This is a genomic window from Bosea sp. OAE506 (genome assembly GCF_040546595.1).
Taxonomy (GTDB): Bacteria; Pseudomonadota; Alphaproteobacteria; order Rhizobiales; family Beijerinckiaceae; genus Allobosea.
The window spans coordinates 2,352,179-2,379,145 of record NZ_JBEPOB010000001.1; the positions used below are offsets into that span (position 1 = coordinate 2,352,179).

General features: G+C 67.6%; 25 protein-coding genes and 2 pseudogenes. 10 read left to right on the forward strand and 17 right to left on the reverse strand.

The window, feature by feature from the left end:
- Positions 1–5 precede the first annotated feature (5 nt).
- Positions 6–227 (reverse strand): annotated as a pseudogene (locus ABIE41_RS11460) (type II toxin-antitoxin system ParD family antitoxin); the annotation flags it as partial.
- A gap of 127 nt (positions 228–354) precedes the next feature.
- Here ABIE41_RS11460 and ABIE41_RS11465 point away from each other — a divergent pair.
- Positions 355–984 carry a 2-hydroxychromene-2-carboxylate isomerase gene (locus ABIE41_RS11465; RefSeq protein ID WP_192644577.1) on the forward strand — a complete coding sequence of 210 codons (630 nt, stop codon included), beginning with the start codon at positions 355–357 and terminating at the stop codon, positions 982–984.
- 9 nt (positions 985–993) lie between these two features.
- Here ABIE41_RS11465 and ABIE41_RS11470 read toward each other — a convergent pair whose 3' ends face one another.
- Together ABIE41_RS11470 and ABIE41_RS11475 are read right to left on the reverse strand one after the other, a co-directional pair.
- Complete coding sequence (locus ABIE41_RS11470) at positions 994–1,740, reverse strand: SDR family oxidoreductase (protein ID WP_192644578.1); 747 nt, start codon at positions 1,738–1,740, stop codon at positions 994–996.
- The gene (locus ABIE41_RS11475; protein ID WP_192644579.1) at positions 1,733–2,593 is read right to left on the reverse strand and encodes a glycosyltransferase family 2 protein; all 861 of its coding nucleotides are present in this window, start codon (positions 2,591–2,593) and stop codon (positions 1,733–1,735) included. Before ABIE41_RS11475 ends, ABIE41_RS11470 begins: the two co-directional genes overlap by 8 nt.
- Before the next feature lie 323 nt (positions 2,594–2,916).
- On the opposite strand from ABIE41_RS11475, the gene ABIE41_RS11480 reads away from it, so the two are divergent.
- Complete coding sequence (locus ABIE41_RS11480) at positions 2,917–3,576, forward strand: outer membrane protein (RefSeq protein WP_192644580.1); 660 nt, start codon at positions 2,917–2,919, stop codon at positions 3,574–3,576.
- Positions 3,577–3,723: 147 nt separating this feature from the next.
- Here ABIE41_RS11480 and ABIE41_RS11485 read toward each other — a convergent pair whose 3' ends face one another.
- From ABIE41_RS11485 to ABIE41_RS11500, 4 genes are read right to left on the reverse strand one after another with little or no spacing between them, the layout of a single operon-like run.
- On the reverse strand, positions 3,724–4,329 hold the full coding sequence (locus ABIE41_RS11485; protein WP_192644581.1) for a glutathione S-transferase family protein: 606 nt from the start codon (positions 4,327–4,329) through the stop codon (positions 3,724–3,726).
- Between the two features lie 27 nt (positions 4,330–4,356).
- Positions 4,357–5,208 (reverse strand): 23S rRNA (adenine(2030)-N(6))-methyltransferase RlmJ, encoded by an 852-nt coding sequence (locus ABIE41_RS11490; RefSeq protein ID WP_192644582.1) that lies wholly within the window; start codon positions 5,206–5,208, stop codon positions 4,357–4,359.
- 31 nt (positions 5,209–5,239) lie between these two features.
- The gene (locus tag ABIE41_RS11495) at positions 5,240–5,908 is read right to left on the reverse strand and encodes a ribonuclease T2 family protein (RefSeq protein WP_192644583.1); all 669 of its coding nucleotides are present in this window, start codon (positions 5,906–5,908) and stop codon (positions 5,240–5,242) included.
- 16 nt (positions 5,909–5,924) lie between these two features.
- Positions 5,925–6,386 (reverse strand): hypothetical protein, encoded by a 462-nt coding sequence (locus ABIE41_RS11500; protein WP_192644584.1) that lies wholly within the window; start codon positions 6,384–6,386, stop codon positions 5,925–5,927.
- 207 nt (positions 6,387–6,593) lie between these two features.
- On the opposite strand from ABIE41_RS11500, the gene ABIE41_RS11505 reads away from it, so the two are divergent.
- Positions 6,594–7,229 carry a pyridoxamine 5'-phosphate oxidase family protein gene (locus ABIE41_RS11505; RefSeq protein WP_192644585.1) on the forward strand — a complete coding sequence of 212 codons (636 nt, stop codon included), beginning with the start codon at positions 6,594–6,596 and terminating at the stop codon, positions 7,227–7,229.
- Positions 7,230–7,286: 57 nt separating this feature from the next.
- Here the strand turns inward: ABIE41_RS11505 and ABIE41_RS11510 are convergent, their stop codons facing one another.
- Both ABIE41_RS11510 and ABIE41_RS11515 read right to left on the reverse strand, forming a co-directional pair.
- Positions 7,287–8,384, reverse strand: a complete 1,098-nt coding sequence (locus ABIE41_RS11510; RefSeq protein WP_354192001.1) for a TRAP transporter substrate-binding protein — start codon at positions 8,382–8,384, stop codon at positions 7,287–7,289.
- 98 nt (positions 8,385–8,482) lie between these two features.
- Positions 8,483–9,616: an iron-containing alcohol dehydrogenase gene (locus tag ABIE41_RS11515; protein WP_192644586.1), complete on the reverse strand. Its 1,134-nt coding sequence runs from the start codon at positions 9,614–9,616 to the stop codon at positions 8,483–8,485.
- Positions 9,617–9,756: 140 nt separating this feature from the next.
- Here ABIE41_RS11515 and ABIE41_RS11520 point away from each other — a divergent pair, with 140 nt between their 5' ends.
- The gene (locus ABIE41_RS11520) at positions 9,757–10,458 is read left to right on the forward strand and encodes a FadR/GntR family transcriptional regulator (protein WP_192644587.1); all 702 of its coding nucleotides are present in this window, start codon (positions 9,757–9,759) and stop codon (positions 10,456–10,458) included.
- On the opposite strand, the gene ABIE41_RS11525 is transcribed toward ABIE41_RS11520, so the two are convergent.
- On the reverse strand, positions 10,459–11,364 hold the full coding sequence (locus ABIE41_RS11525; protein WP_192644588.1) for a DMT family transporter: 906 nt from the start codon (positions 11,362–11,364) through the stop codon (positions 10,459–10,461). It abuts the gene before it with no gap.
- A 159-nt stretch (positions 11,365–11,523) separates the two neighbouring features.
- Here ABIE41_RS11525 and ABIE41_RS11530 point away from each other — a divergent pair, with 159 nt between their 5' ends.
- The gene (locus tag ABIE41_RS11530; protein ID WP_192644589.1) at positions 11,524–11,841 is read left to right on the forward strand and encodes an ArsR/SmtB family transcription factor; all 318 of its coding nucleotides are present in this window, start codon (positions 11,524–11,526) and stop codon (positions 11,839–11,841) included.
- Positions 11,841–12,410, forward strand: a complete 570-nt coding sequence (locus ABIE41_RS11535) for an SRPBCC family protein (protein ID WP_192644590.1) — start codon at positions 11,841–11,843, stop codon at positions 12,408–12,410. Before ABIE41_RS11530 ends, ABIE41_RS11535 begins: the two co-directional genes overlap by 1 nt.
- Before the next feature lie 29 nt (positions 12,411–12,439).
- Here ABIE41_RS11535 and ABIE41_RS11540 read toward each other — a convergent pair whose 3' ends face one another.
- From ABIE41_RS11540 to ABIE41_RS11550, 3 genes are read right to left on the reverse strand one after another with little or no spacing between them, the layout of a single operon-like run.
- The gene (locus ABIE41_RS11540; RefSeq protein ID WP_192644591.1) at positions 12,440–14,680 is read right to left on the reverse strand and encodes an ATP-binding protein; all 2,241 of its coding nucleotides are present in this window, start codon (positions 14,678–14,680) and stop codon (positions 12,440–12,442) included.
- A gap of 28 nt (positions 14,681–14,708) precedes the next feature.
- The gene (locus tag ABIE41_RS11545; RefSeq protein WP_192644592.1) at positions 14,709–15,212 is read right to left on the reverse strand and encodes a putative pterin-binding protein; all 504 of its coding nucleotides are present in this window, start codon (positions 15,210–15,212) and stop codon (positions 14,709–14,711) included.
- A gap of 28 nt (positions 15,213–15,240) precedes the next feature.
- A complete protein-coding gene (locus ABIE41_RS11550) occupies positions 15,241–16,302 on the reverse strand; it encodes an HD domain-containing phosphohydrolase (protein WP_192644593.1) in 1,062 nt (353 codons plus the stop codon).
- A gap of 258 nt (positions 16,303–16,560) precedes the next feature.
- On the opposite strand from ABIE41_RS11550, the gene ABIE41_RS11555 reads away from it, so the two are divergent.
- From ABIE41_RS11555 to ABIE41_RS11565, 3 genes are read left to right on the forward strand one after another with little or no spacing between them, the layout of a single operon-like run.
- Complete coding sequence (locus ABIE41_RS11555) at positions 16,561–18,054, forward strand: sensor histidine kinase (RefSeq protein ID WP_192644594.1); 1,494 nt, start codon at positions 16,561–16,563, stop codon at positions 18,052–18,054.
- On the forward strand, positions 18,051–18,494 hold the full coding sequence (locus ABIE41_RS11560) for a response regulator (RefSeq protein ID WP_354192007.1): 444 nt from the start codon (positions 18,051–18,053) through the stop codon (positions 18,492–18,494). The genes ABIE41_RS11555 and ABIE41_RS11560 overlap by 4 nt, the downstream gene beginning before the upstream one ends.
- A 20-nt stretch (positions 18,495–18,514) precedes the next feature.
- Positions 18,515–19,564, forward strand: coding sequence for a sensor histidine kinase (locus ABIE41_RS11565; RefSeq protein WP_192644595.1), 1,050 nt, complete (start codon positions 18,515–18,517; stop codon positions 19,562–19,564).
- Positions 19,565–19,580: 16 nt separating this feature from the next.
- On the opposite strand, the gene ABIE41_RS11570 is transcribed toward ABIE41_RS11565, so the two are convergent.
- The 4 genes and pseudogenes from ABIE41_RS11570 to ABIE41_RS11585 all read right to left on the reverse strand — a co-directional run bounded on the left by ABIE41_RS11570 (position 19,581) and on the right by ABIE41_RS11585 (position 23,098).
- Entirely contained in the window at positions 19,581–20,111 is a 531-nt protein-coding gene (locus ABIE41_RS11570; protein WP_354192009.1) for a winged helix DNA-binding protein, read from the reverse strand.
- Between the two features lie 97 nt (positions 20,112–20,208).
- Positions 20,209–21,199, reverse strand: a pseudogene (locus tag ABIE41_RS11575) (TRAP transporter substrate-binding protein).
- A gap of 46 nt (positions 21,200–21,245) precedes the next feature.
- Positions 21,246–22,550, reverse strand: coding sequence for a TRAP transporter large permease (locus ABIE41_RS11580; RefSeq protein ID WP_192644598.1), 1,305 nt, complete (start codon positions 22,548–22,550; stop codon positions 21,246–21,248).
- Positions 22,550–23,098: a TRAP transporter small permease gene (locus ABIE41_RS11585; RefSeq protein ID WP_354192012.1), complete on the reverse strand. Its 549-nt coding sequence runs from the start codon at positions 23,096–23,098 to the stop codon at positions 22,550–22,552. Before ABIE41_RS11585 ends, ABIE41_RS11580 begins: the two co-directional genes overlap by 1 nt.
- 214 nt (positions 23,099–23,312) lie before the next feature.
- Between ABIE41_RS11585 and ABIE41_RS11590 the strand changes: the two genes are divergently transcribed.
- A complete protein-coding gene (locus tag ABIE41_RS11590) occupies positions 23,313–26,909 on the forward strand; it encodes a hydantoinase B/oxoprolinase family protein (RefSeq protein WP_192644599.1) in 3,597 nt (1,198 codons plus the stop codon).
- The last annotated feature ends 58 nt before the right edge of the window (positions 26,910–26,967 follow it).

The window sequence follows — 26,967 nt, forward strand, 5'->3', positions numbered from 1 at the left end:
AACTCCTCGGTCAGGAAGGCATCGACATCGAATGCCTCCGCTTCGCCACTGGCTTCGCCCTCGTCGAGCGCGGCGCGCAATGCGGCGATCCGGGCCTCCTGATCTTCAAGCAGGCGCAATCCAGCCCGCACCACTTCGCTGGCGGAGCCATAGCGACCCTTCTCGACTTCCGCTTCGATGAAGCTGACGAAATGGTCGGTTAGGCTGATCGAGGTGTTCTTGCCCATAGCCTGACCCGAGACGTTACCAGATTTTAGTATAGCGCTGCTCGCCCACCCTGTCATGCGTGGCCGCGCCTTTCCCGGATTGGCCGGGCCGCTATCGTGCCCGTCCCCGCATCGCCGGAAGCTGACCATGCCCCGCACCATCGACTATTATTTCTCACTGCATTCGCCCTGGACCTATCTCGGCCATGCGACCTTCCTCGACATAGCGGCGCGGCATGGCTGCCGGATCGTCTATCGGCCCGTGCCGCTGCGGGCGGTGTTCGACGAGACGGGCGGGTTGCCGCTGCCGAAGCGCCATCCGGTGCGCCAGAGCTACCGGTTGATGGATCTGCAGCGCTGGCGCGAGCGGCGTGGCGTGAAGCTCGTGCTGCAGCCCAAGCATTTTCCCTTCGACCCTTCGCTCGCCGACCGTTTCCTGATCGCGATCGTCGCAGCGGGCGGGGATCCCGGCCTGTTCATGGGCGAGATCATGGCCGGTGTCTGGTCCCGCAACGACGACATGACGCAGCCCGAGGCGGTGGCCAGGGTGGCCCGTTCCTGCGGTTTCGATGCGCAGGCGTTGGCGCTCGCGGCCGACAGTGAGGCCGTGATCGGGACCTATGAAGGCACCATCACAGCGGCGATCGCGGCCGGCGTTTTCGGCGCGCCGAGCTATGTGCTCGACGGCGAGGTGTTCTGGGGGCAGGACCGGCTCGAGCTGCTCGACAGCGCGCTGGCCAGCGGCCGTGCGCCCTATCGGCCGGACCCCGCCGCCTGATCGCTGGCGTCAGTCGACGATGTCGGGCGTCCGCCAGCCGAGATGCTGGCCGGCGTCGACCGCGATCATCTGGCCGGTCACCGAACGGGCGCGGGCGAGGTAATGCACCGCCTCCGCGATCTCGCTCGCATCGATCTTGCGGCGCAAAAGCGTTCCGGCCGCCTCCTGCTCCATCGCCTCGGGGCCGTCATGGGGATTGGGCAGGGTCGGGCCCGGGCCGACGGCGTTGACGCGGATGCGCGGAGCCAGCGCCTGCGCCATCGTCTTGGTCGCCGTCAGAAGCGCGGCCTTGGTCAGGGTGTAGGAGTAGTATTGCGGCGTCAGCTTCCAGACGCGCTGGTCGATGATGTTGACGATGGCGCCGGCGCGCCCTTCCGGCAGCCGGTTGGCGAGAGCTCCGGCGAGAACCGAGGGCGCGCGCAGATTGATCGAAAACTGGCGGTTCCAGGTTGGCACGTCGATGGCGGTGACCTCGTCGACGAGAAAGCTGGAGGCGTTGTTGACGAGCAGCGTGACGGGACCGAGCGCGGCCTCCGCCGCCGGCATCAGGGCCGCCACCGCCTCGGGATCGGCGAGATCCGCGACCAGCACCGCTGCCCGGCCGCCATTTGCCCTGATTCGCGCGGCCAGCGCATCGGCCTCATCCCGCGCGCTGCCGCAGTGGATCGCGACGGCGTAGCCGTTCGCGGCCAGGTGCTCGACGATGGCGCGGCCGATGCGGCGGGCGCCGCCGGTCACGAGCGCGACTTCACCCATCGATCCGCTCTCCTGTCTGCGACCTTGCCTGCCCGGATGTGTCCGCCGAGCGGCGCTGCAGCCGCCGCTCCCAGTGCTTCGCCACGCGCAGATAGCGGTAGAAGGCGTAGTTCATCGCGGTCATGAAGCCATAGACGCCGCGCAGGGCATGGCGCCGGCCGATATAGGCCTTGATGAAATTGGCGGGGAATTCGACGGCGAGCCGGAACACCGAGAGCGACTGGCGGCGCCGGTCGAGATCATCGGCCTGGGCGTCGCTGTAGCTGTTGAGCTTGCTCATCTGCTCGCCCAGCGAGCGCACGGAGTAATGATGCACCGTGCCCTTCAGCCGGGCGACCCGGGCTCCGGGCACGAGATCGACCCGGTCATGAACGGGCGAGGGCGAGTAGCGGCCCTTGTCCTTCCGGTAGAGCCGGACCGGGGCGAGCGCATAGGCGAATCGATGCGGGGCCGGCTCGCCCGGAAAAATCTCGGCGATGCGAATCTCGTAGGCGTCGGCCGCCGGCCCCGTCCCGGCGAAGAGGACGGCGATCTCGGCGGCGAGATCGGACGGGACGACCTCGTCGGCATCGATGTTCAACAGCCAGTCATGCCGGCACTGTTCTTCCGCGAAGCGCTTCTGCTGGCCGTAGCCGGGCCATGGATTGAACAGGACGCGCGCCCCGAGCCGTTCCGCGACCGCCTGCGTGCCGTCGGTTGAGCCCGAATCGACGAGCACGATGTCGTCGCTCAGGCCGCGCACCGCCTCGATGGTCCGGCCGATGCGGTCCGCCTCGTCACGGGCGATGATGAAGATCGAAAGCTGCGGCACCCTGTGTCCATCGTTTGCCTGAAGCGCCAGTGGCTTAAGCATGGGGCGGGAGGCCCCGCAAGCGACCTCTAAAAATTGTGGCGAGAATGGGAACCTTGGGGGAGGTGGGCGGTTATGAGTGCGGGCCGATGTGACGTTTCACAAGAGCGTTAGTATTCGGTTCACCATTATCTATGCTTTAACAGTGCTTAACGCGTCTTTACGGTTTCGCCGCAGTCATCCCAATCGTGCCGCATTTTTGCCGCGGTCTGTGAGGCAGATGTGGTGTCGCTGCAACAGACAAAATCGTCGGCATGTCTTATAACCAGCTCATCGATATCAACCGCCGGCCCCGCCGGCAAAACGACGACCATCAGGAGTTCCAAATGAAGAAGTTTCTGCTTTCGAGCGTTGCGGCCCTCGGCCTCGTCGCTGCCGGCGCTGCCTCCGCCGCCGACCTGCCGTCCCGCAAGGGCCCGGTCGTCGCTCCGGTCTACGCCCCCGTCTTCACCTGGACCGGCTTCTACATCGGTGGCAACGCCGGCTACGGCTTCGGCAACGTGAACGCCGGTACGGTGTTCGGTAACCGCACGGTCAACATCGGCGACCTCGACGGCTTCGTCGGCGGTGGCCAGGTCGGCTACAACTACCAGATGGGCCAGTTCGTCGTGGGCGTCGAGGCCGACATCCAGGGCGCCGACCTGAACTCGGGTTCGAGCTTCTTCGGTGACCGCGTCCGCACCGAGTACTTCGGCACGGTTCGTGGCCGCGTCGGCGTCGCCTTCGACCGGTTCATGCCCTACGTCACCGGTGGTTGGGCTTACGGCAACGTGAAGACCACGATCGGCGGCATCGGCTCGACCGACAAGACCCACACCGGTGGCTACGCCGTCGGCGGCGGTCTCGAGTACGCCTTCACCAACAACTGGACTGCCAAGGTCGAGTACCTCTACGTCGACCTCGGCGAGAAGACCGTGTTCAACTCGGGCGTGAAGGTCGGCACCGACTTCTCCGTCGTCCGCGCCGGCCTGAACTACAAGTTCTAGTCTGCCTCCCCTCGCGGGGAAAAAAGAACCCGGTGGCTTCGGCCACCGGGTTTTTTGTTGTTTCCGAACATTGCCGGGGCTGGCATTGGAGCGCCGTCGGCCAGCGCCGGCCGGGCCCTGTCGGGAGACCGGCCGGCTGGCCGGGGGTCAGCCCTTGAAGCGGGTCGCCTCGAAGGACGGGACCTTGGCGGCGAAAGCGTCGAGCCAGGCGACCAAGCGAGGATGGTCGGCCCGCCAGTTGCCGGCAAAGCGCAGGTCGAGATAGCCGAGCGCGCAGGCGAGCGCGATCTCGCCGATCCGCGGCCGGTCGGGATAGGCCGGCGGGGCGGCTTCCAGCGCGGCCAATGCCCGTGAGACCTTGCCGGCCTGGTTGGCGACCCAGGCGGCGTTGCGGCCTTCCTCCGGGCGGAAGCGCGTCTCGTAGACCTGGAGAAGGGCCGCGTCGCACAGACCGTCGGCCAGAGCCTGCAGGCGCAGCTGGGCGAAGCGCGCCTCGCCGGCCGGAATCAGGCGGCCGCCACCGGCGAGATGGTCGAGATAATCGACGATGACGCGCGAATCGAACAGCGTCATGCCGTCCTCCAGCACCAGCGTCGGGATCTTGCCGAGCGGGTTCTGCTGACGCAGCGGCTCGGAGGGGTCATTGGTATCGGCGACGACGATCTCGATGCGGTCGCTCAGGCCGAGTTCGGCGGCGGCCATCTTGACCTTGCGGCCGAAGGGGGAGGCGGGGGAGGAGCGGAGAACGAGCATCGGGAAAGCCTCGGGACTGCGGGCGTGTCAGCCGTCCGGACGGATCGGCTCGCATAGATAGCGCGGCTTGGGTCCCTGGGCGAGGCGCTCGGTCAGGGCCGGAAGCAGGAGGCGCGCCTCCTCGGCCAGCTTCCAGGGCGGGTTCACCAGCATCATGCCGGTGGCGCCGAGCCCACCCGCCGCCTCCGGACGGTCGACATCGATCTCCAGCCGCAGCAGCCGGCCGATATCCGCCCCCAGAATCGCCCCCACGAGGGTCTCGACGGCGCGGCGGTCCTTGATCGGATACCAGAGCGCATAAATCCCGGTCGGCCATTTGCGGTGGGCGGCGATCACCTCCGCTGCCAGCGTCTCGAACTCGTCCTTCTCCTCGAAGGGCGGGTCGATGAGCACGAGGCCGCGCCGCTCCTTGGGCGGGACATTGCCGCGCAGCGCGTTCCAGCCGTCGATGGCGAGCGCCCGGCAGCGCTCGTCCCGGCCGATCGCCGCGACGAGCTTCTTGTAGGTCTGCGGATGAAGTTCGGCCGCGATCAGCCGGTCGCCGGGACGCATCGACTGCCGGCAGAGCCAGGGAGAGCCGGGATAGGCGCTCGGCCCATAGAGCGCGCGAGCGCCGGCAACGGCATCGCGCCAGGGCTTAAGCAGCGCCTCGACGGGGGCGGCGAGCGGGGCCTGGTCGAGCCGGGCGACTCCGTCCTTCCATTCATGCGTCCGCAGCGCTTCCTCGGAGGCGAGGTCGTAGCGGCCGGCGCCGGCATGGGTGTCGACGACGCGATAGGGCGTGTCCTTGGCGTTTAGATGCGTCAGGACGCGCATCAGCACGACATGCTTGAGGACGTCGGCGAAGTTTCCGGCGTGGAAGCCGTGGCGGTAATTCATGCCGCGCTCTTACGCGGCTTTGCGGCCGCTGTCAGCGCGGCGCCGGCACGGTGATCTCGCGCGTGCGGCAGCCCGAGCGGTCGACCTCCTGGCAGGTCTGGAAATTGCGCAGGTCCTTGCTGAGGCAGATGCGGACCTCCTGCAGAACGCCGCGCTGGCAGGCGACCGACATCATGTCGGTGCGCAAGCCAGGGTTGGCGGCAACGAAGGCCCGCTCCAGATCGATCGCCGTCCAGTTCTGCTCGCGCTCGGGACGGGCGAGCGCCGGCGGAATGACGATTTTCTCGCGGGCGCGGCGCGTATCGGCAAAATAGTCGCTCGGGCTCGAACCCGAGCAGGTGCCGTGCTTGCGCCACTGGTGCCGTGCGAGCCCCTCGCTCGGAAACAGCCCCTTCGCTTGGTCGAGCGCGATTCGCGAGGGGGTGCGGCCGGCGGGGCCGCATTCGCTGGGAAAGCCCTGGTCGTGCTGCGGCCAAAGGCCATGCACCACGAAGCCGAGGCCGGCGCCGTCCCCACATTGCTCGCGGTTGCGGTCGCGGCCGCCCTCGAGCTCGCAAAAACCCGGCGACCAGGAAAGGGCAAGGACATAGAAGTCGAAGGCGCCGGGCTCGCCGCCGCGCTGGTTGCGGGGCTGGGCCTCGGAAACCCCGGCCAGCCCGATGAGAAGCGTCAGGGCAAGGGCGAATCGCGGAAGGCGCATCGGCCGCAGCTCCGCCTCAGGGACGCGCCATCTTGCAGTCGGGCGCGTAGCTGCGGTGGCGGTCGAGCCCGCTGACGCACCAGTTGACGTTCCAGGTCCAGCCGAAGAGGCCCAGATTCTCGCGCACCGAATAATCGACACGGTGGAGGGAGCCGTCGTTCAGGGCGATGCGGCCGGTGCAGAAGCGGCGCGGAATCAGGTCGTCGCCCAGAGGCCGGTAGCCGATCGGCCGGATCCGGTCATAGGCCACCGCCTGGAGCGGGCCCCAGAAGCGGCTTTCGCGCGTGTTGAACCAGCTCGTGATCTCGCCCAGCACCGCGGGATCGTCGCAGGCCGGGAGCGCCCCGGTCAGCGGGACCGTGCGATTCTCGGCCCGGTCGGCCGGGTGGACGATGCGGCGGCCGGAGGCGTCGGCCGATGCGGCGGCCGTCAGCACGGCGAGAGAAGCGAAAGCGGTTCGCAGCAGGGCGCGGCGCATGGAAGTCAGCCTCGTGGCGGTGCGAAAATCGATGGCGCACGATGGCGGCGGCCGTTTGCGGGGTCAAGGCGGCGGCGCAGCGGCGGGGCATCGAGCCGCCGGCTGTGGCTTTTCGATCCGGTGAGGAATGGCCATCGCGCGGCGTTGGCGCTGGCCTGCGCGCGGCGGATCGGGGAGAGTGGCGGCGAGACGGTGCAGGAGGATGCGATGACGACGGAGAGCGACCGGGCCGAGGCGACGATTGCCGAGCCCGCCGAATTGCGGGCGCATATGGGACCGGTCAATCCGCTGGCCGCGCGCAAGGTGCTGGACCGGCTCGACGGGTATTGCCGCGACTTCATCGCGCTTTCGCCCTTTCTCGTGCTGGCGACCTCGGACGGGGAAGGGCGGGCGGATGCCAGCCCGCGCGGGGACGCGCCGGGCTTCGTCGAGGTGGTCGACGAGCACACGCTGTTCATTCCCGACCGGCGCGGCAACAACCGCGTCGACAGCTTCGGCAATGTGCTGGCCTCGCCCGGTGTCGGGCTGATCTTCATGGTGCCGGGCATCGCCGAGACGCTGCGCGTCAATGGCCGCGCGACGCTGACCCGCGATCCCGGCTTGCTCGAACCCGCTACCGTGCAGGAACGGACGCCGACGCTCGGCCTCCTGGTCGCGGTCGAGGAGGCCTTCTTCCATTGCGGCAAGGCGCTGATCCGTTCGAAGCTCTGGGAGCCGGCGAGCCGGGTCGAGCGCAGCCGCTTCCCCTCGCTCGGCCGTATCATGGCGGACCAGACGAAGGCGATTGAGGTCGCGGAGGCGGAGGCCAATCTCGAAGAGGCCTACCGGACGCGGCTGTACTGAACAGGATGCGTCCTCTCCGGGCCGTCATGCGACCCGGAGAGGCGAAGGGCATGCCCGTCAGCGGCGGCTGCGCGAGCGGATCTGGTAGGCGTCGTAGTTGAACTCGGCGATCTGCTGCCAAAGAAGCTGCTCGTTGCGATAGGCCATCATGTGGTCGTGCAGCTTCTTGAACATCGGATTTTTGGCGCCGATCTCCTCGTAGAGCTCGGCCGCGGCTTTGGCGCAGGCGTCCATGATCTCCGGCGAGAAGGCGCGCAGCTGCGTTCCCGAGGCGATCAGCCGCTTGATCGCGGCCGGGTTGACGTCGTCATATTTCGCGATGGTCAGCGAGTTCGCCTGGTGGGCGGCGGCGACGAAAATGGCCTTGTCGGTCGCGCTGAGCTCGTTCCACTTCGAGCGGTTGATCATCAGCAGGATCGCCGAGGCGCCCTCCCACCAGCCGGGATAGTAGTAATAAGGCGCCACGCGGCTGAAGCCGAGCCGCTCGTCGTCATAGGGGCCGACCCATTCGGCAGCGTCGATCGTGCCGCGCTCGAGGGCCGGGTAGATGTCGCCGGCGGCGATCTGCTGGGGCACGGCGCCGAGCTTGGCGATGACCTGGCCGGCGAGGCCGCCGATGCGCATCTTCAGGCCCTTGAGGTCGTCGACCGTCTTGATCTCCTTGCGAAACCAGCCGGCCATCTGGGCATTGGTGTTGCCGATCGGCAGGCCAATGACGTCGTACTGCGCCAGCAGTTCGTTGAAGAGCGCCAGCCCGCCGCCCTGGAAGAACCAGGCGTTCTGCTGGCGCGTGTTGAGGCCGAAGGGCACGGCCGCACCGAAGGCGAAGGACGGGTCCTTGCCGACATAGTAGAAGGAGGCGGTGTCGCAGCACTCGACCGTGCCGTTCTGGACGGCGTCGAGCGCCTGGAGGCCGGGAACAAGCTCGCCCGAAGCGAAATGCTGGAGCTGGATGCGCCCGCCCGACATGTCGGACACCGCCTTGAGGAAAATGTCACCGGCGCCGAAGACCGCGTCGAGCGCCTTGGGATAGCTCGAGGTCATCCGCCAGTTGATCGCGGTGGCCTGGGGCGCCTGGGCCGAGGCGGCTGTGCCCCCGGCGGCGAGGGCGGCTCCGGCCAGCCCGGTCGTCAGCATCTCGCGTCTGTTCGTCATCGTCGTTTCTCCCTGCTCGGCCCGATTGTTCGGCGTGGGCCTTCGGCGTGAACGCGCCGGCCGACTGGCCGGCGCGCCGTGGTGTCGCGGCTGTCGGTTCAGCCGAATGACGCCTCCAGCATTGCTGCGTAGTCGGCGGCAGTGGCGGCGCGCGGGTTGGTGGCGCTGGAATGGTCCTTGGTCGCGGCCTCGGCCACGGCGGGAATGACGCCGCGGGGCAGGCCCATGGCCGAGAGGCTGCTGGGCATGCCGAGGCGGGCGACGAGGCCTGCGATCCAGTCGGCGAGGTCTGTCTCCGGCGCGAGGCCGAGCACCTTGCGGATCTCGGCGTATTTCGCCTCCGATTCCGGCGCGTTGAAGCGCAGCACGGCCGGCAGCAGCACGGCGTTGAGCGTGCCGTGATGCAGCGAGACCTCCTTCAGCCCGCCGAGCGGGTGGGAGAGCGCGTGGACGGCGCCCAGTCCCTTCTGGAAGGTCAGGCCGCCCTGGAGGGCTGCCATCATCATTTCCTTGCGGGCCTCACGGTCCGTGCCATCCTTGACCGCACGCTCGATGAAGCCGACGGCGCGCTTGAGCCCGTCCAGCGCGATCGCCTCCGCCGGCGGGTTCTCACGCGGGCTGAGATAGGTCTCGATGCAGTGCGTCACGGCGTCCATGCCGGTGGCGGCGGTGAGCCAGGCCGGCAGGCCCAGCGTCAGCTCGGGGTCGCAGATCGCCAGGCGCGGGATCAGGTGAGGCGAGATGAAACCGAGCTTGCGGCCGTCCTTCAGGGTGATCAGCGCCGCGCGGCCGACCTCGCTTCCGGTGCCCGAGGTCGTCGGGACCGCGATCACGGGTGCGACGGCTGCCGTCACCTTCGGGATGCCGCCGAGGATCGCGGCATAGGTTTCCAGCGAGCCGTCATGGGTCGCCAGCAGCGCCACGCCCTTGGCGAGGTCGATCGGCGAGCCGCCGCCGATGGCGACGAGCCCGTCGCAACCATGCTGGCGATAGAGCACGAGCGCGGCCTCGACCGCTCCTTCCGTCGGGTTGGTCGGCGTGCCGTCGAAGACCGGAGCGCCGGCCAGAACCGGTGCGATCGCCTGCACCCTGGCGACGAGCCCGGCCGCGACGATGCCCTTGTCGGCGATGATCAGCGGCTTTGCGACGCCGAGGCCGGCCAGATCGGCCGCGATGCCGTCGATCTCGCCATAGCCGAATTTGACGGTGGTCAGATAGGTGATCAGGGCCATGATGTTCCTCGCCTGCTGCCGACGACCATTCCACGGAACCATCCGCCCGCGGTATCGTGGTCTTACCGGTATGGCCACGAATTGACAGCGAGCGGCCAGAGCCGTCAACAGTTAGGGCAGGCGGGGGAGGGATGAGGCCCATGCAGGTCGAGAAGGACAGGCGGCCGGTCACCACACAGTTGGTGCAGCAGATCCGGCGCCTGATGACCGAAACCGGGCTCAAACCGGGAGACCGGGTGCCGCCGCAGCGCGAGCTGGCCCAGCGCCTGGGGGCAAGCCGCCCGACCGTGCGCGAGGCAGTGCTGCAACTCGAAGGCATGGGGCTGATCCGGATCGAGCCGGCCCGGGGCGCTTTCGTCGCGGAGGGCTTCGATCGGCCGGAGGCCGATGTTACGGGCTGGACCTTCGAGCAGCGCTTCTCGGAGGTGGAGATCTACCAGCTTCGCTTCGCACTGGAGGCCTCGACCGTCCAGCTCGCGGCGCGGCACGCCTCGCAGGACGATATCGGCCGTCTCGCGGATCTCAACGAGGCGATGCGGACGGCCATCGAGCAGTCCCGCTTCCTCGATGCGATGGAGGCCGACTTCGCCCTGCACATGGCGATCGCGGAAATCGCGGGGAACCGGGCGATCCGCGACATCCTCGGGCTCTACAGGCCGATCATTACTCGCAGCCAGCGGCCGCCGGTGCAGGAGCCGGCCCGGCTGCAGGAGGCCTTCGTCGAGCATGGCGCGATCCTGCGCGCGCTCGGCCGCCGCGACGGCGAGACCGCGGCGGTCGCGATGCGGCACCACATCGTCCAGTCCTCCGACCGGATGAAGGTGCCTTTCATCGCGAGCTGATCAGGGCGCGGCCGAGCGGGTGTCGGGGTCGCCGACGACCGCGCGCGTCGTCGCGCGGCGCTCGAGCAGGATGAGGGCGAGACCGGCGGCCACGATCAGCGCCGAGCCTGCGAGCATGGCCGGGGTCGGCCAGTCGCCGAAGACGAGCCAGCCGAAGACCAGCGCCCAGACGATCAGCGTGTACTGGTAGGGCACGACGACGGAGGCTTCCGCCAGCTTGAGCGAACGCGTGACGCAGAGATGGGCGACCATCGCGACGATGCCGAGTAGTCCCAGCAGCGCGGCGTCCGTCCAGTTTGGCGTGACCCAGCCGAAGGGCAGCAGCACGAGGCCCATCATCAGGGCGCCCAGCGTCTGCCAGGCGACGAGGGTGACGTCCGGCGTGCCGCGCAGATAGCGGCCGGCGATCATCATGCCTGCGAAGAGGACGCTGCCGAGCAGGGCCAGCAGTGCCGGCATCGACAGGCTCGCCCCCGTCGGGTTCAGCGCGATGGCAACGCCGGCGAAGCCCGCCGCGATGGCGATCCAGCGCCCGGCATCGACGCGTTCGCCGAGCAGCAGCACGGCCAGCAGGGCCGACCAGACCGGCGCGGCGAGCCAGAGCGTCATCGTGTCGGCCAGCGGCAGATAGGAGACGGCAAGGTAGAACAGCGCGACCTCGCCCGATCCCAGCGCAACGCGCAGGACCTGCAGGCCGGGCCGCTCCGGGCGGAGCGTGCGCATCAGGCCCTGGCGGAAGACGAAGGGCGTGAGCACTGCGAGCGCCACGGCGCTGCGCAGCACCAGCACCTGCCCCACCGTGTAGGTCGCGACCAGCCATTTCCCCATCACGTCGTTCAGGGAGAACATCAGGATGCCCAGCAGCATCATGCCGATGCCGGCGAGGGTGGCGTTGCGGGTGGGCATGCGGAGCGGTTCGCCGTGTCGGAGGATCGGTTTCAGGAGCATCGCTTTGACGGAGTGCGTCGCCGCGGGCAAGCGCCCGCTTCGCAGCCGAGGCAGACGCAAAGCGCCGCATTAAATTTTAGTATTGACTTAATTAAGCAAAGACGGAATCAATGAGCCATGGACGCCTTCACCGCTCTCGCCGACCCAACCCGCCGCCGCATCGTCGAGATGCTGTCGGAGGGCGAACTTTCGGCCGGGGAGATCGGGGAGCGGTTCACGCTGTCGGCACCGGCGATCTCGCAGCATCTCAAGGCGCTACGTGAGGCTGGGCTGGTCCGGGTCACGGTCGCAGGCCAGCGGCGCATCTATGCGCTCGATCCGGACGGCATCGACGGCTTCGATCAATGGGTCCGGCGCGTGCGCGCCTTCTGGCCCGACAGGCTGGCGGCTCTCGAGGCCGCGCTACGAAAGCCCGATCCGGGCGAGGAGGCGTGATGCAGACGCAGGCACAGCAGGCGAACGACAAGACCTATGGCGAGGTTCTCGAGAGTGGGGCGGTGCGGTTCGAGCGGATGCTGCCGGGGCCGGTCGAGCGGGTCTGGTCCTATCTGGTCGAGGATGGGAAGCGCGCGACCTGGTTCTGCGGCGGGGAAACCGAACCCCGCTCCGGTGGCCGGATCGACCTCTTCTTCAAGCATTCGCGCATCACCGACGAGGCGCCGCCCGAGAGCGCCCGCAAGATGAACGACGAGGGAGCGCTGATGAGCGGCACGGTCACGGTCTACGAACCGCCGTACCGACTGGCCTTCAACTGGGTCGGGATGGGCGATCCCGATTCCGACGTCGAGATCGAGCTGACGTCGGTGGGCGACGAGGTTCGCCTGGTGCTGATCCATCGCCGGCTGGCGACGAAGTCCCGCATGGCGATGGTGTCCAGCGGCTGGCACCTGCATCTCGGCCTGCTCGAAGACCAGCTTCTCGGGCAGGTGCCGCGGCCCTTCTGGTCGGCGCATGAGCCGCTGATGGCGGAATACACGCAGATGCAGCGCGACGCGGCGCTGTAGCGCCTCCAGCGCGAGGTCCGCCTTGCCGATCAGGCCGAGCGGCGTACCGCCTCGGCCTCGACGGGGAGGGCTGCCGTGGGTTCGACGGCCTCGAGCGCCAGCACGGTGCGCAGCAGGGTCGCCTGAAGGTCGGACAGATCGGCAGCCTCGCGGGTGCGGACGGCAGCCTCGGCCGTTCTCGCCGAGGCCTCCACGGCGATGAAGCCGAGCGTTCCCGCCAGCCCCTTGAGGGTGTGGAGCTCGCGGATCGCCGTGTCGCTGTCGCACGACAGCAGCGCCTTCGCGGCATCCGCGATCGCGCTCGTCGCATCCGGCCAGAACTGCCGCGTCAGCTCGTCGAGCAGATCGCTACCGATTTCCCGCCTCAGCTCGTCGCGGACGGCCCGGTCGACCGGCGCCGGCGCCTTGCCCTCGCCGAACGAGGTGCCTGGGGCGGCCTGTGGCGGCATGTCCTCGATCGGCCGCTGATCCGGCATCCAGCGCGTCAGGATCGCCGCTATCTTGGCGCGGTTGATCGGCTTGGCGACGAAGTCGCTCATGCCCGCGGCCAGACAGGCCTCGCGGTCGCTGGCGAAGGCATTGGCCGTCAGCCCGACGATGGGCAGGTCGGCGAACCCCTCGCCGCGGATCGCCTGCGTTGCCTCGAGCCCGCTCATCACCGGCATCTGCATGTCCATCAGCACCAGGTCGTAAGGTGCGGACTGGACGAGGTGGGTGGCGATGCGGCCGTCCGGCGCGTGGTCGACCTCGACGCCGAAGCGCTGGAGCAGTTCGCGCGCCACCGTGAAGTTGATCGCGTTGTCCTCTGCCACGAGGACCCGCCCCTTGAACATCCTGTCGGCGACCGGCTCCGTCGGAGTGACCGGCGCGGCGCGCGAGGGCGCGACCGGGCCCACAGGCAGGGTGAACCAGAAGCGCGTGCCGCCGCCCTCTCGGGGGTCGACGCCGATGTCGCCGCCCATCGCGCCGATCAGCCGGCGGCAGATGGCGAGGCCGAGTCCTGTCCCGCCGAAGCGGCGGTTGATGGTGATGTCGAGCTGGCTGAAATCCTGGAACAGCCGGTCGCGGGCCTCGGGCGGGATGCCGATGCCGGTGTCCTCGACCTCGACGCGCAGCCAGGGGCCATCGAGGCGACCGACGACGCGGACGCCGCCGCGGTCGGTGAACTTGACGGCGTTTCCGACCAGGTTGAACAGGATCTGCCGCAGCCGCGTCGCATCCGCCGTCACCCGCGCCGGCGGATGCTCGACATGCAGGGTGATGTCCTTGTCGCGCGCGCGGGCTCCCATCACATTCGCGACCGTGGCGAAGACATCGCCCAGTTCGAAGGGCAGCGCCTCGAAATCGACCGCGCCCGATTCCAGCTTCGAGAAGTCGAGGATGTCGTCGATCAGGGCCAGCAGCGTGTCGCTGCATTCGCCGATCACCGAGAGCTTCTGGCGCTGGCTTCCGCTCATCTGCGTGCCCCGCATCACATCGACCATGCCGATGATGCCGTTGAGCGGGGTGCGAATCTCGTGGCTCATCGTCGCCAGGAAGATCGACTTGGCACGGGCACCGGCCTCGGCACGCTTGGCGGCATCGGCGTTCTCGATGCTGAGCCGCTCGAAGCGGCGGCGGGCGATGCGGATGTGGTAAAGCTGGACGCCGAGATAGACCACGATCATCGCGAGCGAGACGATCAGCGCCGTCATCGCGCTGGCGAGCTGGTGATAGGCCGCCGTCGTGTCGGCGCGATCCTGAACCCGCATCCTGGACTGCGCCAGGTTGGTGGCGTTCAGCAGGCGCTCGGTGACCTGCACCAGCGCAGTGAGCGGGCCTTGCAGGGCGGAGGCTTGGACCGACGCCTCGGTCTCGCTCTCGCGCGCCAACGCATCGACCGATGCTGCCAATTGCAGGATCTGCTGCCGCGCATCCTGCGCGAGCATCAAAATTTCGGTCTCTCGGCCGAATTTGGTCCTGAAGTGGTCGTTGGTGAGCAGTGTCGTGCGGCTGTACAGGATGTCGTAGCGCAGCGTCACATCCGCGAGCAGCGCCGTGCTGGGCTCCTCCGTCAGTTCATGCACAGCGAAGGCGAGTTTCTTGGCCTCCCGGTCGAGCTGATAGGCCGCCCAGACTGCATCCTCGCGGACGCTTTCATCCGTCGCCCGGTGGCGCGTTCCGAGGGCGGAGAACGTCGTCATGACGACGCTGCCCAGCAGGACGCTGAGCCCGACGAGAACCAGGATCCCGAGATTGTTCAGCCGGTTCGAGTTGCTGGGCTGCCCCATGCGTCGGCGCCTCGCCGCGGCCCGCGCCTCAGCGGACCTCGATGGACTTCACCTGCCAGGCGGAGCGGCCGAAATAGAGCTCGTTGTAGAGCGAGGGCTCCTCATCGAAGGGATAGATCACGAAGATCGGCCCCTTTTCGCGCACCGAGATCGGCTTGCCGTTGATGGTGGTGGCGAGGATGACCGGCCATTTGCGAAAATCCGCGACCGGGATCTCGACCGCATAATCGTTCAGCGCGGTGACCTTCAGGACGGTGCCGCTGGCGCCCACCTGGTCGAGCAGCGCCGCGCCCAGTGGCCCGTCGAACTGGGTCTTCTGCGGGTACCAGGGCGTATTCGCGGTCGTGGTGCGCTTGGGCAGCGCGTCCAGCATCGCGGCATCGTAGCGGGCGCCGTCGGGACCATTGCGATGGGCGATCTTGCCGGACACGGTGAGGATGACCGGGCCCTTGGGGGTGGCGATTTCGGCCGCGCCAACAAAGCCGGCGGTGCCGAGCCAGGCGAGGCAGAGGAGGGCGAGGCGGATCAGCATGGTGGGTACTCCTGCCGGTGTTCGCGGTTCAGCTCGCGAGGGCAATCGGGTGTGTCAGAGGGTCGGACGTGGCGTTGATCAAGGCGAGGATCTCGGTCCAGCGGGCCTCGAAGGCTGCGACGCAGGCAGGATCGAAATGGCGGCCGGAGCCCGCGAGGATGAACTGGCGGGCGTCTTCCGGCGGGCGACCGGGGCGGTAGATCCGGTTGGCGCAGAGCGCCTCGAACACATCCGCCACCGCGGCGATGCGACCCTCGATGGGAATGTCGTGGCCGGCAAGCCCGCGCGGATAGCCCTTGCCGTCCCAGCGCTCGTGATGGGTGCTGGCGATCCGCTCGGCGCAGCGCATCAGGGCCGAGCGGCCATCGGCGAGAATGGCTTCGCCGATCGAGACATGCGTGCGCATCACCGCCATCTCCTCATCGGTGAGGCGGCCTGGTTTCTGCAGGATGAAATCGGGGATGCCGATCTTGCCGACATCGTGCATCGGCGCGGCGGCATGGATGGTCTCGCACTGATCGCGGTCGAGGCCGAGCCCTTCGGCGATGATGCGGCACAGCGCGGCCATGCGCGCGACATGGTCGCCGGTATGGCCGTCGCGGCAGTCGATGGCGCGCGAGAGCCGCCGCGCCATGTCGCGCTGGCTCTCGACGAGATCCTGCGTTGCCTGCCGGACCTCCTTGGCGAGCCAGGCCGCCTTGTCGCGCATCACCGTCTGCGCCTCGCGCAGGGCCAGCAGGTTCTGGACCCGCACGCGCAGCTCGACCGGCTCGATCGGCTTGCGCAGGAAGTCGGTCGCGCCCGCGTCCAGCGCAGCCATGCGGGTCTCGCGCTGCTCGGTGGTGGTGACCATGACGATGGGCTGGTCGCGATGGTTCGGCATCTGCCGCAGTGCGCGGATGAAGGAGACGCCGTCCATCTCCGGCATCAGATAGTCCACGAGCACGAGGTCGAACTCGATGCTGGCTGCCGCCTCCAGTGCCTCGAGCGGGTTGGAGAAGACCGTGATGTGATGGTCGCCGATGTTGTTCACGACGCCCCGCAGCACCATCAGATAACTGCGGTTGTCGTCGACGATCAGGATCTTCATTCTGTTGGCCTTCACCTGCGGACATTGCCGACGGTGTCCCGGGACGGCCTGCTCGGTTTCCGCATTGCGACGCCCTTGCAGCCGTCCGGCAGTCCACTCCTCTTGCCGTTAGGGTAGGGGCATTAAAATAAGCTCAATCCGATCCCGTAAAATGCGATGATCCGCCGAAATATCGCCGGCGGGGCCGCCAAACTGTCATTTCACCTTGCGATGGCGGGCCCGACACGGCATCGGAAACGACCCTCCTCCGGATTCTCCATGCCCATTTCCCAGGCCTTCTTCCGCCGCACGAACCTCCTGCTGATGGCGGCGGGCCTCTTCGCGCTGATCGCCATCGTCGCGGGCACGCTGTGGCTGACGCTGGCCTCGGAGCGGTCCTTCGGGCAGGTCGTCGACGCCCGCGAGGTTCGCAGCGCGTCTGCCGACCTGATGTCGCTCGTCCAGGATGCCGAAACGGGTCAGCGCGGCTTTCTGCTGACGCGCGACCAGACCTATCTCGCCCCCTATACGGAGGCGGTAGCCCGCTTCGAGGAGCGCTTCCGGCGGCTCGCCGATGCGGTGGCCGACGAGGTCGACATGGCGCCCTATGCCGCGCGCCTCCGCAAGGCCCTGGATGCGAAGATGGCGGAGCTCGCCGAGACCGTCGCCCTGGCGCAAGGCGGGGATATCGCGCGCGCGCTCTCCGTCGTCGGGGATGGGCGCGGCAAGGCCCTGATGGACGAGGCGCGCGCCGCCTTCGCCAGCATCCTGGTCCGCTCCGAGGCGCGGCTGCTCTCCGCCATCGCGGCGCAGGAAACCGCAGCCTCGCGCCTGCGTTGGGTCACGATCGTCGGCGCCGTTTTCATTCTCGGGCTCGCCGCTGCGGCAGCCTGGACCATCCTGGGCTACACCAACGAGATCGTCGCGGCACGACGCGAACTGGAGGGGCTGAACGCCGGGCTGGAGGAGCGCGTGCGCGAGCGCACCGACGCGTTGGTCAAGGCCAACCAGGAAATCCAGCGCTTCGCCTATATCGTCACGCACGACCTGCGGGCGCCGCTGGTCAACATCATGGGTTTCACCAGCGAGTTGGAGGAGACCTTCAAGCCGCTCGGCGCCTATCTCGACGCCGATGCCGAGAAGGCCGCTGCTCTGAAGCCGGACGCCGAGATCGCGCTGAAGACCGACGCGCCGGAGGCGCTCGACTTCATCCGCTCCTCGACGCGCAAGATGGACGGGCTGATCAACGCCATCCTGAAGATCTCGCGCGAGGGCAGCCGGGCGCTGAAGCCCGAGCGGGTGATGCTCGATGCGCTGCTGGAGGCGGCGGCGGCCTCCGTTCACCACCAGGCCAGCGAAACCGGCGGCGGCATCGCGATCGAGGCGCAGGTCGACCGCATCGTCAGCGACCGCTTCTCGCTCGACCAGATCATCGGCAACCTGCTCGACAATGCGATCAAGTACCGCGCGCCGGACCGGGCCCTGCAGATCGTCGCGCGGACGCTGAGCCCGCGGCCGGGCTGGGTCGCGATCGAGATCGAGGACAATGGCCGCGGCATCGCTTCCGGTGACCATGAGCGGATCTTCGAGCTGTTTCGCCGCTCGGGAACACAAAATACGCCGGGCGAGGGGATCGGGCTTGCGCATGTGCGCACGCTCGTGCGCAACCTCGGCGGAGACATCACCGTCCGGTCGGAATTCGGCGTGGGAACGACCTTCACGGTCCTGCTGCCGGCCGATCTGCGGAGCGTGAAACGGAGCCACCAGCCATGACCCATGCGAAACCCGTTTCGATCGTGATGATCGAGGATGACGAGGGCCATGCCCGGTTGATCGAGAAGAACATCCGGCGCGCCGGGGTCAACAACGAAATCATCCCCTTCACCAACGGCACGGAGGCGCTGGCCTATCTGTTCGGGCCCGACGGGTCGGGCACGGTCAGCTCGGGGCGCCAGCTCCTGATCCTGCTCGACCTCAACCTGCCCGACATGGGCGGCGTCGACATCCTCGAGAAGGTCAAGGCGAACCCGCATACCAAGCGCTCGCCCGTGGTCGTGCTTACGACGACCGACGACAGCCGCGAGATCCAGCGCTGCTACGACCTCGGCGCCAATGTCTACATCACCAAGCCGGTGAACTATGACGGCTTCGCCAATGCGATCCGCCAGCTCGGTCTGTTCTTCTCGGTCATGCAAGTGCCCGAGACCCCGTGACGCCCGCACGCGCTCCGGCGATGCCCCATCGACCCCTGACGGTTCTGTATATCGACGATGACGTGGCGCTGGGGCGGCTCGTGCAACGCATCCTCGCGCGCAAGGGCTATGCGGTCGAGCATGTCGGCGATGCCGAGGCGGGGCTGGCGCGGATCGCGCAGGGCGGCATCGACGCGGTGATCCTCGACCACGACCTCGGGACGAGTTCGGGGCTGGAGGTGCTGGCGCGGCTCGCCGGAAGCGAAGGCGCTCCGCCGGTGGTCTATGTCACCGCCTCCTCGGAGCTCGCCATCGCGGTTCAGGCGCTGAAGGCCGGCGCGGTCGACTATGTCGTCAAGACGATCGGCGAGGATTTCGAGGTGCTGCTGACTGCGGCGCTGGAACAGTCGGTCGAGCGGGCGCGGCTGATGCGCGCCAAGGAGGAGGCCGAGCGCGAGGTCCGCGCCGCGCGCGACCGCGCCATCGTGCTGCTGGCGGAGGTCAACCACCGCGTCGCCAACAGCCTCGCTCTGGTGTCGTCGCTCGTGCGGATGCAGGCCTCCTCGGTGCAGGATGCCGGGGCAAGGGCGGCGCTGGCCGAGACGCAGGCGCGCATCACCGCCATCGGCAATCTCCACCGCAGCCTCTACACCTCCGACGATGTCCGCACCGTCGATCTCGCCGCCTATCTGGACACGCTGGTGCGCGAGCTCGGGCATTCCATGTCCGCCGCCGGGCGCACGCCTGACGTCCGCTTTGCTGCGGTGCCGATCCAGATGAAGACCGACAAGGCGGTGTCGATCGGCATGATCGTGACCGAGCTCGTCACGAACGCGATCAAATACGCCTATCCGGAGGGAACGGGCGAGATCCGCGTCTCGCTTGCGCGCGATCCGGACGGCGCGACGGTGCTCGTCGTCGCGGATGACGGCGTCGGCTGGTCGGGGCAGGGGCCGGCGACCGGCACCGGACTGGGCGGCAAGATCGTCGGCGCGATGGCGCGCAGCCTGGGCACCACGATCGCCTATGCGCAGCAGCCGCGGGGCACGCGCGTGACGATCCGGATCGTCGAGGAAGAGCCGGCGGACTGAGGCCGGCGGTGCCGTTTCAGAGGCTCGCGGCGGCGCGGGCGGCCTGGTCGTACTGGCCCGAGAGCGATCGCATGGCGGCGGCGATCTCGGAGAGGCGCTTGGGGTCGAGCCCGGTCGAGAGCACCGACTTGACGAGAAGCTGCTCGCGGATCTGGGCGTAGCGGCGGCAGGCCTCCTCGCCGGCGAGCGTCACCGCCACCGTCTTTTCTTTGCCCTTGCGGCCGGCCTTGAGCAGCTTCAGCCGCTCCAGCTTCTTCAGCGCGTAGTTCACCAGATGCGTGTCCTCGATGTTGAGGACGAGGCAGATATCGGCGAGGCGCTTGGCCTTGCCGCGGTGATTGACGTTGTGCAGCACCAGCACGTCGAGCGGAGACAGGTCCGGCGTTCCGGCCGCCGCCATGGCGCGCACCATCCAGCGATGGAAGGCGTGCACCGTCATGCTCATGGCGAATTCGAATTCCGACAAGGCCGGCATCGCCCCCGCGGCCAGATGGCCGGAGGAGACGATGGGTCCGAGTTCGTCGGATGGGGGCGATGTTTCTGTCATGGCTGAGGCGCCCGTCATTCCCGGGCGGCGCCAGAGCGCCGGCCCGGGAGACTCCTGCGGGAGAGGGTCGGGGCAAGCCCGACCCTGACGCGGCTCGTCACATCTTCTTGTAGGCGTCGACGATGGCCTGGCCGTCGGCGCCGGCCTTCTTCAGCCAGTCGGAGGTCAGGGTGTCGCCGGCCTTCTTGAAGCCGGCGGCGAGCTCGGCGCTCGGGGCCTGAACCTTCATGCCCTTGGCCTTGAGCTGGTCGAGATACCAGCCGGACTTCTCCTGCCACATCTTCCAGCCGCGTTCCTCGGCGGTGGCGGATGCCTTGAGGATGGCGTCCTGCGTCGCCTTGTCGAGGCCGTTGAAGGCGGCCTTGTTGACGAAGGTGGCGTTCTTCGGGATCCAGGCCTGGGTGTCGTAGAAGTGGGTCAGCGACTCCCAGACCTTCGAGTCATAGCCGGTGCCGCCCGAGGACATGAAGGAGTTGACGACGCCGGTCGCCAGCGCCTGCGGCAGTTCGGCCGCCTGGATGGTCACCGACTGCATGCCGAGCAACTCGCCCAGGCGCGCCGTGCCGACATTGTAGGAGCGCCACTTGAGCCCCTTCATGTCGTCGATCGTGTTGATGTCCTTCTTGGTGTAGACGCCCTGCGGCGCCCAGGGGACCATGAACAGCAGCTTGATGCCCTGGCTGTCGAGCTTCTTTTCCACGGCGGCGCTTGGAGGCGGCGTAGAGCTTCTTGGCCTCCGGGAAGGAGGTCGCCAGGAAGGGCACGACGTCGATGCCGAAGATCGGGTCCTCGTTCTCGTGGATCGAGATCAGGACCTCGCCCATCTGGGCCTGGCCGCTCTGGACGGCGCGCTTGATCTCGGGCGCCTTGAACAACGAGGCGCCGGGATGGATGGTGATCGCGAGTTTGCCGCCGGTCGCGGCTTCGACATCCTTGCCGAAGAGGACCAGATTCTCGCTGTGGGGGTTGTCCGACGGATAGGCGGCCGGGAGGTTCCACTTGGTCTGCGCCGCGGCGGGCGCCGCGAAGGCGAGCGCGCTGACGCCGAAGGCGAAGGCGGCGGCCGTGAAGATCCTGCGGTTGGTCATGACGTCATTTCCCTCTTTTGTTGATTGGTTGGCTGGTCGAGACGGGTCAGTCCGGGAAGGCAAGTTTGGGCAGATAGAGGACGATCTGTGGGAAGGTCGTGATGATGAAGACGGCGACGTTGAGCAGAATGAAGAACGGAAACGCCGCCTTCGCAACCGTCCAGGTGTCCTTGCCGCTCATGTTCTGCAGCACGAAGAGGTTGAAGCCCACCGGCGGCGTGATCTGCGCCATCTCGACGTGGATGATCAGGTAGACACCGAACCAGACGAGGTCGAAGCCGGCCTCCTTGACCATGGGCAGCACGATCACGGCCGTCAGCACGATCATCGAGATGCCATCGATCAGGCAGCCCAGGATGATGTACATGACGGTCAGCGCCAGCACGAGCATATGGGGCGAGAGCGCCTGGCCCTTGACCCATTCGGCCAGCGCGGCGGGAATGCCGGTATAGGCCATGGCCGCCGTGCAGAAGGCTGCGCCCGCGAGGATCAGCATGATCATGCAGGTCAGGCGCGTCGCGCTCATGATGCTCTCATAGAGCGTCGTCCAGGTCAGGGTTCCGCTCCACCAGGCCAGGAACAGCGCCCCACTGACGCCCCAGGCTGCACATTCCGTCGCCGTGGCGAACCCGAGCACCAGCGCAAGGAACACCGCCGCGATCAGCAGCAGGCAGGGCGCCAGCTTGGCCGACTGCTTCAGCTTCGCAAGAAAAGGCATGGCCGGGTCGCGCGGGGGCGTCTGGTCCGGATTCAGCAGCGACCAGATGATGACGTAGCCCATGTAGAGCGCCATCACGAGCAGGCCGGGCAGGAAGCCGCCGAGGAAGACCTGCAGCACCGAGACGTTGGCGGTGACGGCGTAGACCACCATCGGGATCGAGGGCGGGATCAGCAGCCCGAGCGTGCCGGAACCCGCAAGCGTGCCAAGGCTGAGCTTCTCGTTGTAGCCGCGCTTGCGCAGCTCCGGCAGCGAGATTTTGCCGATCGTCGCCACCGTGGCGGCCGAGGAGCCCGAGACGGCGGCGAAGATGCCGCAGCCGATGATGTTGGTGTGGATCAGCCGGCCGGGCAGCCATTGCAGCCAGGGCGAAAGGCCCTGGAACATCTGCTCCGACAGTCGCGTGCGGAACAGGATTTCGCCCATCCAGATGAAGAGCGGCAAGGCGGCCAGTGTCCAGGAGCTGGCGCTGCTCCAGACCGTCGTCGCCAGCACCTGTCCGATCGGGATGTCGGTCACCAGCACCATGGCGAGCAGGCCAACGAGGCCGAGGCCGACAGAGATCCAGACGCCGCTGCCGAGAATGAGGACGAGGAATCCGAGCAGGATCAGCGAGAGAATTGGCAGGGACATCAGACGCCTCCCCCTTGGGCGATGCGCTCGATCAGTTCTTCGGCGGTCTTCGGCGGCTCCGGCTCATAGGTCGGACGTCCACCGCGGGCGACGATGACGAACTCGTCCAGGATGGCGATGAGCAGAATGGCGAGTCCGATGACGAGGCCGAGTTGCGGGATCCAGAGCGGGACCGCAACGACACCAGTCGACATGTCGAAATACTGCCAGGAATCATGGGCGAGCTTGCCCGCCTGGAAGGTGAAATAGCCGATGAACAGCGCCGCAACCCCCAGCGAGAACAGCTCCGCGGCCCGCCGCTTGGGGCCGTGCAGGCGCTCGATCAGCAGGCCGACGCGGATCATTTCGCCACGCTTGAAGGTGTGGGCGAGGCCGAGGAACGACATCGCGACCAAGGCCCAACCGGCGAAATCGTCGCCGGAGGGGATGTTGAAGTTGATCTCGCGTCCCACCGAGAGCAGCATCATCAGGCCGAAGACGACGACGAGGAAGGCGCCGGCAAGGTAGCCCGCGACGAGATAGAGGCCGTCCAGCGCGCGGCGCATCATCGGGGCATCCCCCGACCGACGGGCGGGCACAAGCCCGCGATTGCCAGGAGAGTTCCCGTCATAGCATCCTCCACCTCGCGACCGCCCGGCCCCTCGCCATGTTCCGGTCACAATCGAGATCGTAGCCGTCGAATCCGGCTTGTCAACAACACATCGACAAATTATCGATGAAACGTCAGCGACGGTTCCGCGTCGCCCGATGGGAGGGTTTGAGATGGCGCCGCGCTGGGATTTCTGGATCGATCGGGGCGGCACCTTCACGGATGTGATTGGCCGCGATCCTTCAGGCAAACTTCACGCCAGGAAGCTGCTCTCCGAGAATCCGGGCGCCTATCGCGACGCGGCGGTGCAGGGAATCCGCGACCATCTCGGCCTGAAGACGGGCGAGCCGATCCCGGCCGGGCTGGTCGGCGAGGTCCGCATGGGCACGACGGTGGCGACCAACGCCCTGCTCGAGCGCAAGGGCGACCGGACGCTCCTGGTCACGACCAAGGGTTTCCGCGACGCGCTGCGCATCGGCTACCAGGCGCGGCCGGACATCTTCGCCAAGGAAATCATCAAGCCCGAGCAGCTCTACGAGGCGGTGGTCGAGATCGCAGAACGCGTGCTGGCCGACGGCGTGGTCGAGCAGGCGCCCGACGAGGCGGCGATCCGCACCGCGCTGCAGGCGCAGTTCGATGCCGGCTTCCGCGCGGTGGCGATCGCCTTCATGCACGCCTATCGCTATCCGGCCCATGAGCAGGTTGCGGCCAGGATCGCGCGCGAAATCGGTTTTCCGCAGGTCTCGGTCAGCCATGAGGTCTCACCGCTGATCAAGCTGGTCGGGCGTGGCGACACCACTGTGGTCGACGCCTATCTCTCGCCGATCCTGAGCCGCTATGTCGCGCAGGTGTCGGAAGAGCTCGACATCGCCCGCACCGGCGCGCGGCTGATGTTCATGATGTCCTCGGGCGGGCTCACTGCCGCCGAGCTGTTCCAGGGCAAGGATGCGATCCTGTCCGGCCCCGCCGGTGGCGTCGTCGGGCTGGCCGAGACCGGCCGCTCCGCCGGCTTCGACAAGGTCATCGGCTTCGACATGGGCGGGACATCGACCGATGTCGCCCATTTTGACGGCGAGTATGAGCGCGCCTTCGAGACGGAAGTGGCCGGCGTGCGCATGCGCGCGCCGATGATGCTGATTCATACGGTTGCGGCCGGTGGCGGCTCGATCCTGCATTATGACGGCGCCCGCTTCCGCGTCGGGCCCGATTCCGCCGGCGCCAATCCGGGGCCGGCCGCCTATCGCCGCGGCGGGCCGCTCGCGGTCACCGACGCCAACGTCATGGTCGGCAAGCTGATCCCGGATTACTTCCCGCCGATCTTCGGCGAGAAGCGCGACCAGCCGCTCGATGTCGAGGCGGTGAAGGCGAAGTTCGCGGCGCTCGCGGCGGAAGTCGGTGACGGCCGCAGCCCCGAGCAGGTTGCCGACGGCTTCATCCAGATCGCGGTCGCCAATATGGCCGAGGCGATCAAGAAGATCTCGGTCCAGCGCGGCTACGACATCACGCGCTACGCGCTGAACTCCTTCGGCGGTGCCGGCGGGCAGCATGCCTGTCTCGTGGCCGATGCGTTGGGCATCAAGACCGTGCTGCTGCACCCGTTCTCCGGCCTGCTCTCGGCCTATGGCATGGGGCTCGCCGAGATCCGCGCGACGCGGACGGCCGCACTCGACGTAGCCCTCGATGGCGGCGCCCAGGTGGCGGTCGAGGCCGCCGCGGCCGGGCTCGCGTCCGAGACCCGGGCCGAGGTGTCAGGCCAGGGCGTGCCGGATGGCGACATCGCGATCCTGACCCGCGCCCATGTCCGCTATGCCGGCACCGATACCGCGATTGCCGTTGCGGCCGGCACGCCCGACGCGATGAAGGTGGCGTTCCAGGCGGCCCACAAGGCCCGCTTCGGCTTCATGGACGAAGCCAAGGCGCTGGTGATCGAGGCGGTCGAGGTCGAGGCGATCGGCGGCGGCGCCAAGTTCGAGGAGGCCTCCGCAGCGGAAACCGCGGGCGAGCCCGCTGTGGCCGAGACGACGCGCGTCTTCTCGAAGGGGCAGTGGCACGAGGCGCGGATCGTCCGGCGCGAGGCGATACAGCCCGGCCAGGGTGTCTCGGGACCGGCCATCATCATCGAGCCGAACCAGACCGTCGTGGTCGAGGAGGGCTGGAGCGCCAGGCTCACGGCCAAGGACCATCTCGTGCTGGTGCGCTCCAAGGCGCTCGTCCAGAACGCCGCGATCGGCACGAAGGCCGATCCGGTGATGCTCGAGATCTTCAACAACCTGTTCATGTCGATCGCTGAGCAGATGGGCGTGACGCTGCAGAACACCGCCTATTCGGTGAACATCAAGGAGCGGCTCGACTTCTCCTGCGCGGTCTTCGACCAGAGCGCGGCGCTGGTGGCGAATGCCCCCCACATGCCGGTGCATCTGGGCTCGATGGACAAGTCGGTCGAGACCGTCATCAAGAACAACCCGGTCATCAAGCCGGGCGACGTCTACTGCCTGAACGCGCCCTATAATGGCGGCACGCATCTGCCCGACATCACGGTCTGCACCCCGGTCTTCGACGAGGCAGAAAAGGCCATCTTGTTCTGGGTCGCCAGCCGCGGCCACCATGCCGATGTCGGCGGCACCGCGCCGGGCTCGATGTCGCCGCTGGCCACCGTGATCGAGGAGGAAGGCGTCTATATCGACAACTTCAAGATCGTCGATCAGGGCCGCTTCTGCGAGGACGAGCTGGTCGCGATCCTGACCGGCGCGCGCTATCCGGTGCGCAACGTCGTGCAGAACGTCAACGACCTGAAGGCGCAGATCGCCGCCAACGCCAAGGGCGTCGCCGAGCTGAAGAAGATGATCGCCTCCTTCGGGCTCGACGTGGTGCAGGCCTATATGGGCCATGTCCAGGACAACGCGGCCGAGAGTGTCGCGCGTCTGCTGACCAAGCTGCACGATGCCGAGTTCACCTATCCGATGGATCAGGGCTGCGTGATCAAGGTCAGGATCAGCATCGACCGTGAGAAGCGCGAGGCCACCGTCGACTTCACCGGCACGTCGCCGCAGCGGCCCGACAATTTCAATGCGCCGGCGCCGGTGACGCGGGCTGCCGTGCTCTATGTCTTCCGGGTCATGGTCGACGACGCGATCCCGATGAATGCCGGGTGTCTTAGGCCGATCAAGATCGTCATCCCCGAGGGTTCGATGCTCTCGCCGCGCTATCCGGCCGCGGTCGTGGCGGGCAATGTCGAGGTCTCCCAGGCCGTCACGAACACGCTGTTCGGGGCGCTGGAGGCGATGTCGTCCTCTCAAGGGACGATGAACAACCTCACCTTCGGCAATGACGAATACCAGTACTACGAGACGATCTGCTCGGGCTCCCCGGCCGGGCCGGGCTTCCACGGCACGTCGGGCGTGCATGTCCACATGACCAATTCGCGCCTGACCGACCCGGAGATCCTGGAGACGCGCTTTCCCGTCGTGCTGGAGGATTTCCACATCCGCGCCGGCTCGGGCGGGCGTGGCGAATGGAACGCCGGCGACGGCACCAGCCGCACGATCCGGTTCCGCAAGACGATGGACTGCGCGATCCTGGCCTCGCACCGCAAGGTCCGTCCCTTCGGCGTCAAGGGCGGCGAACCGGGGCAGCTCGGCAAGACGAGTGTGCGGCGTCTCTCGGGCGTGGTCGAGGAACTGAAGCCCTGCGACCAGACGCTGCTCCAGGCCAGCGAAGCGGTGACGGTGATCACGCCGACAGCAGGGGGCTACGGCAAGCCGAAGGGGTAAGAAGAGGCGCGTCATTCTCGGGCGGAGCGAAGCGCAGACCCGAGAATCTCTTGCCGAA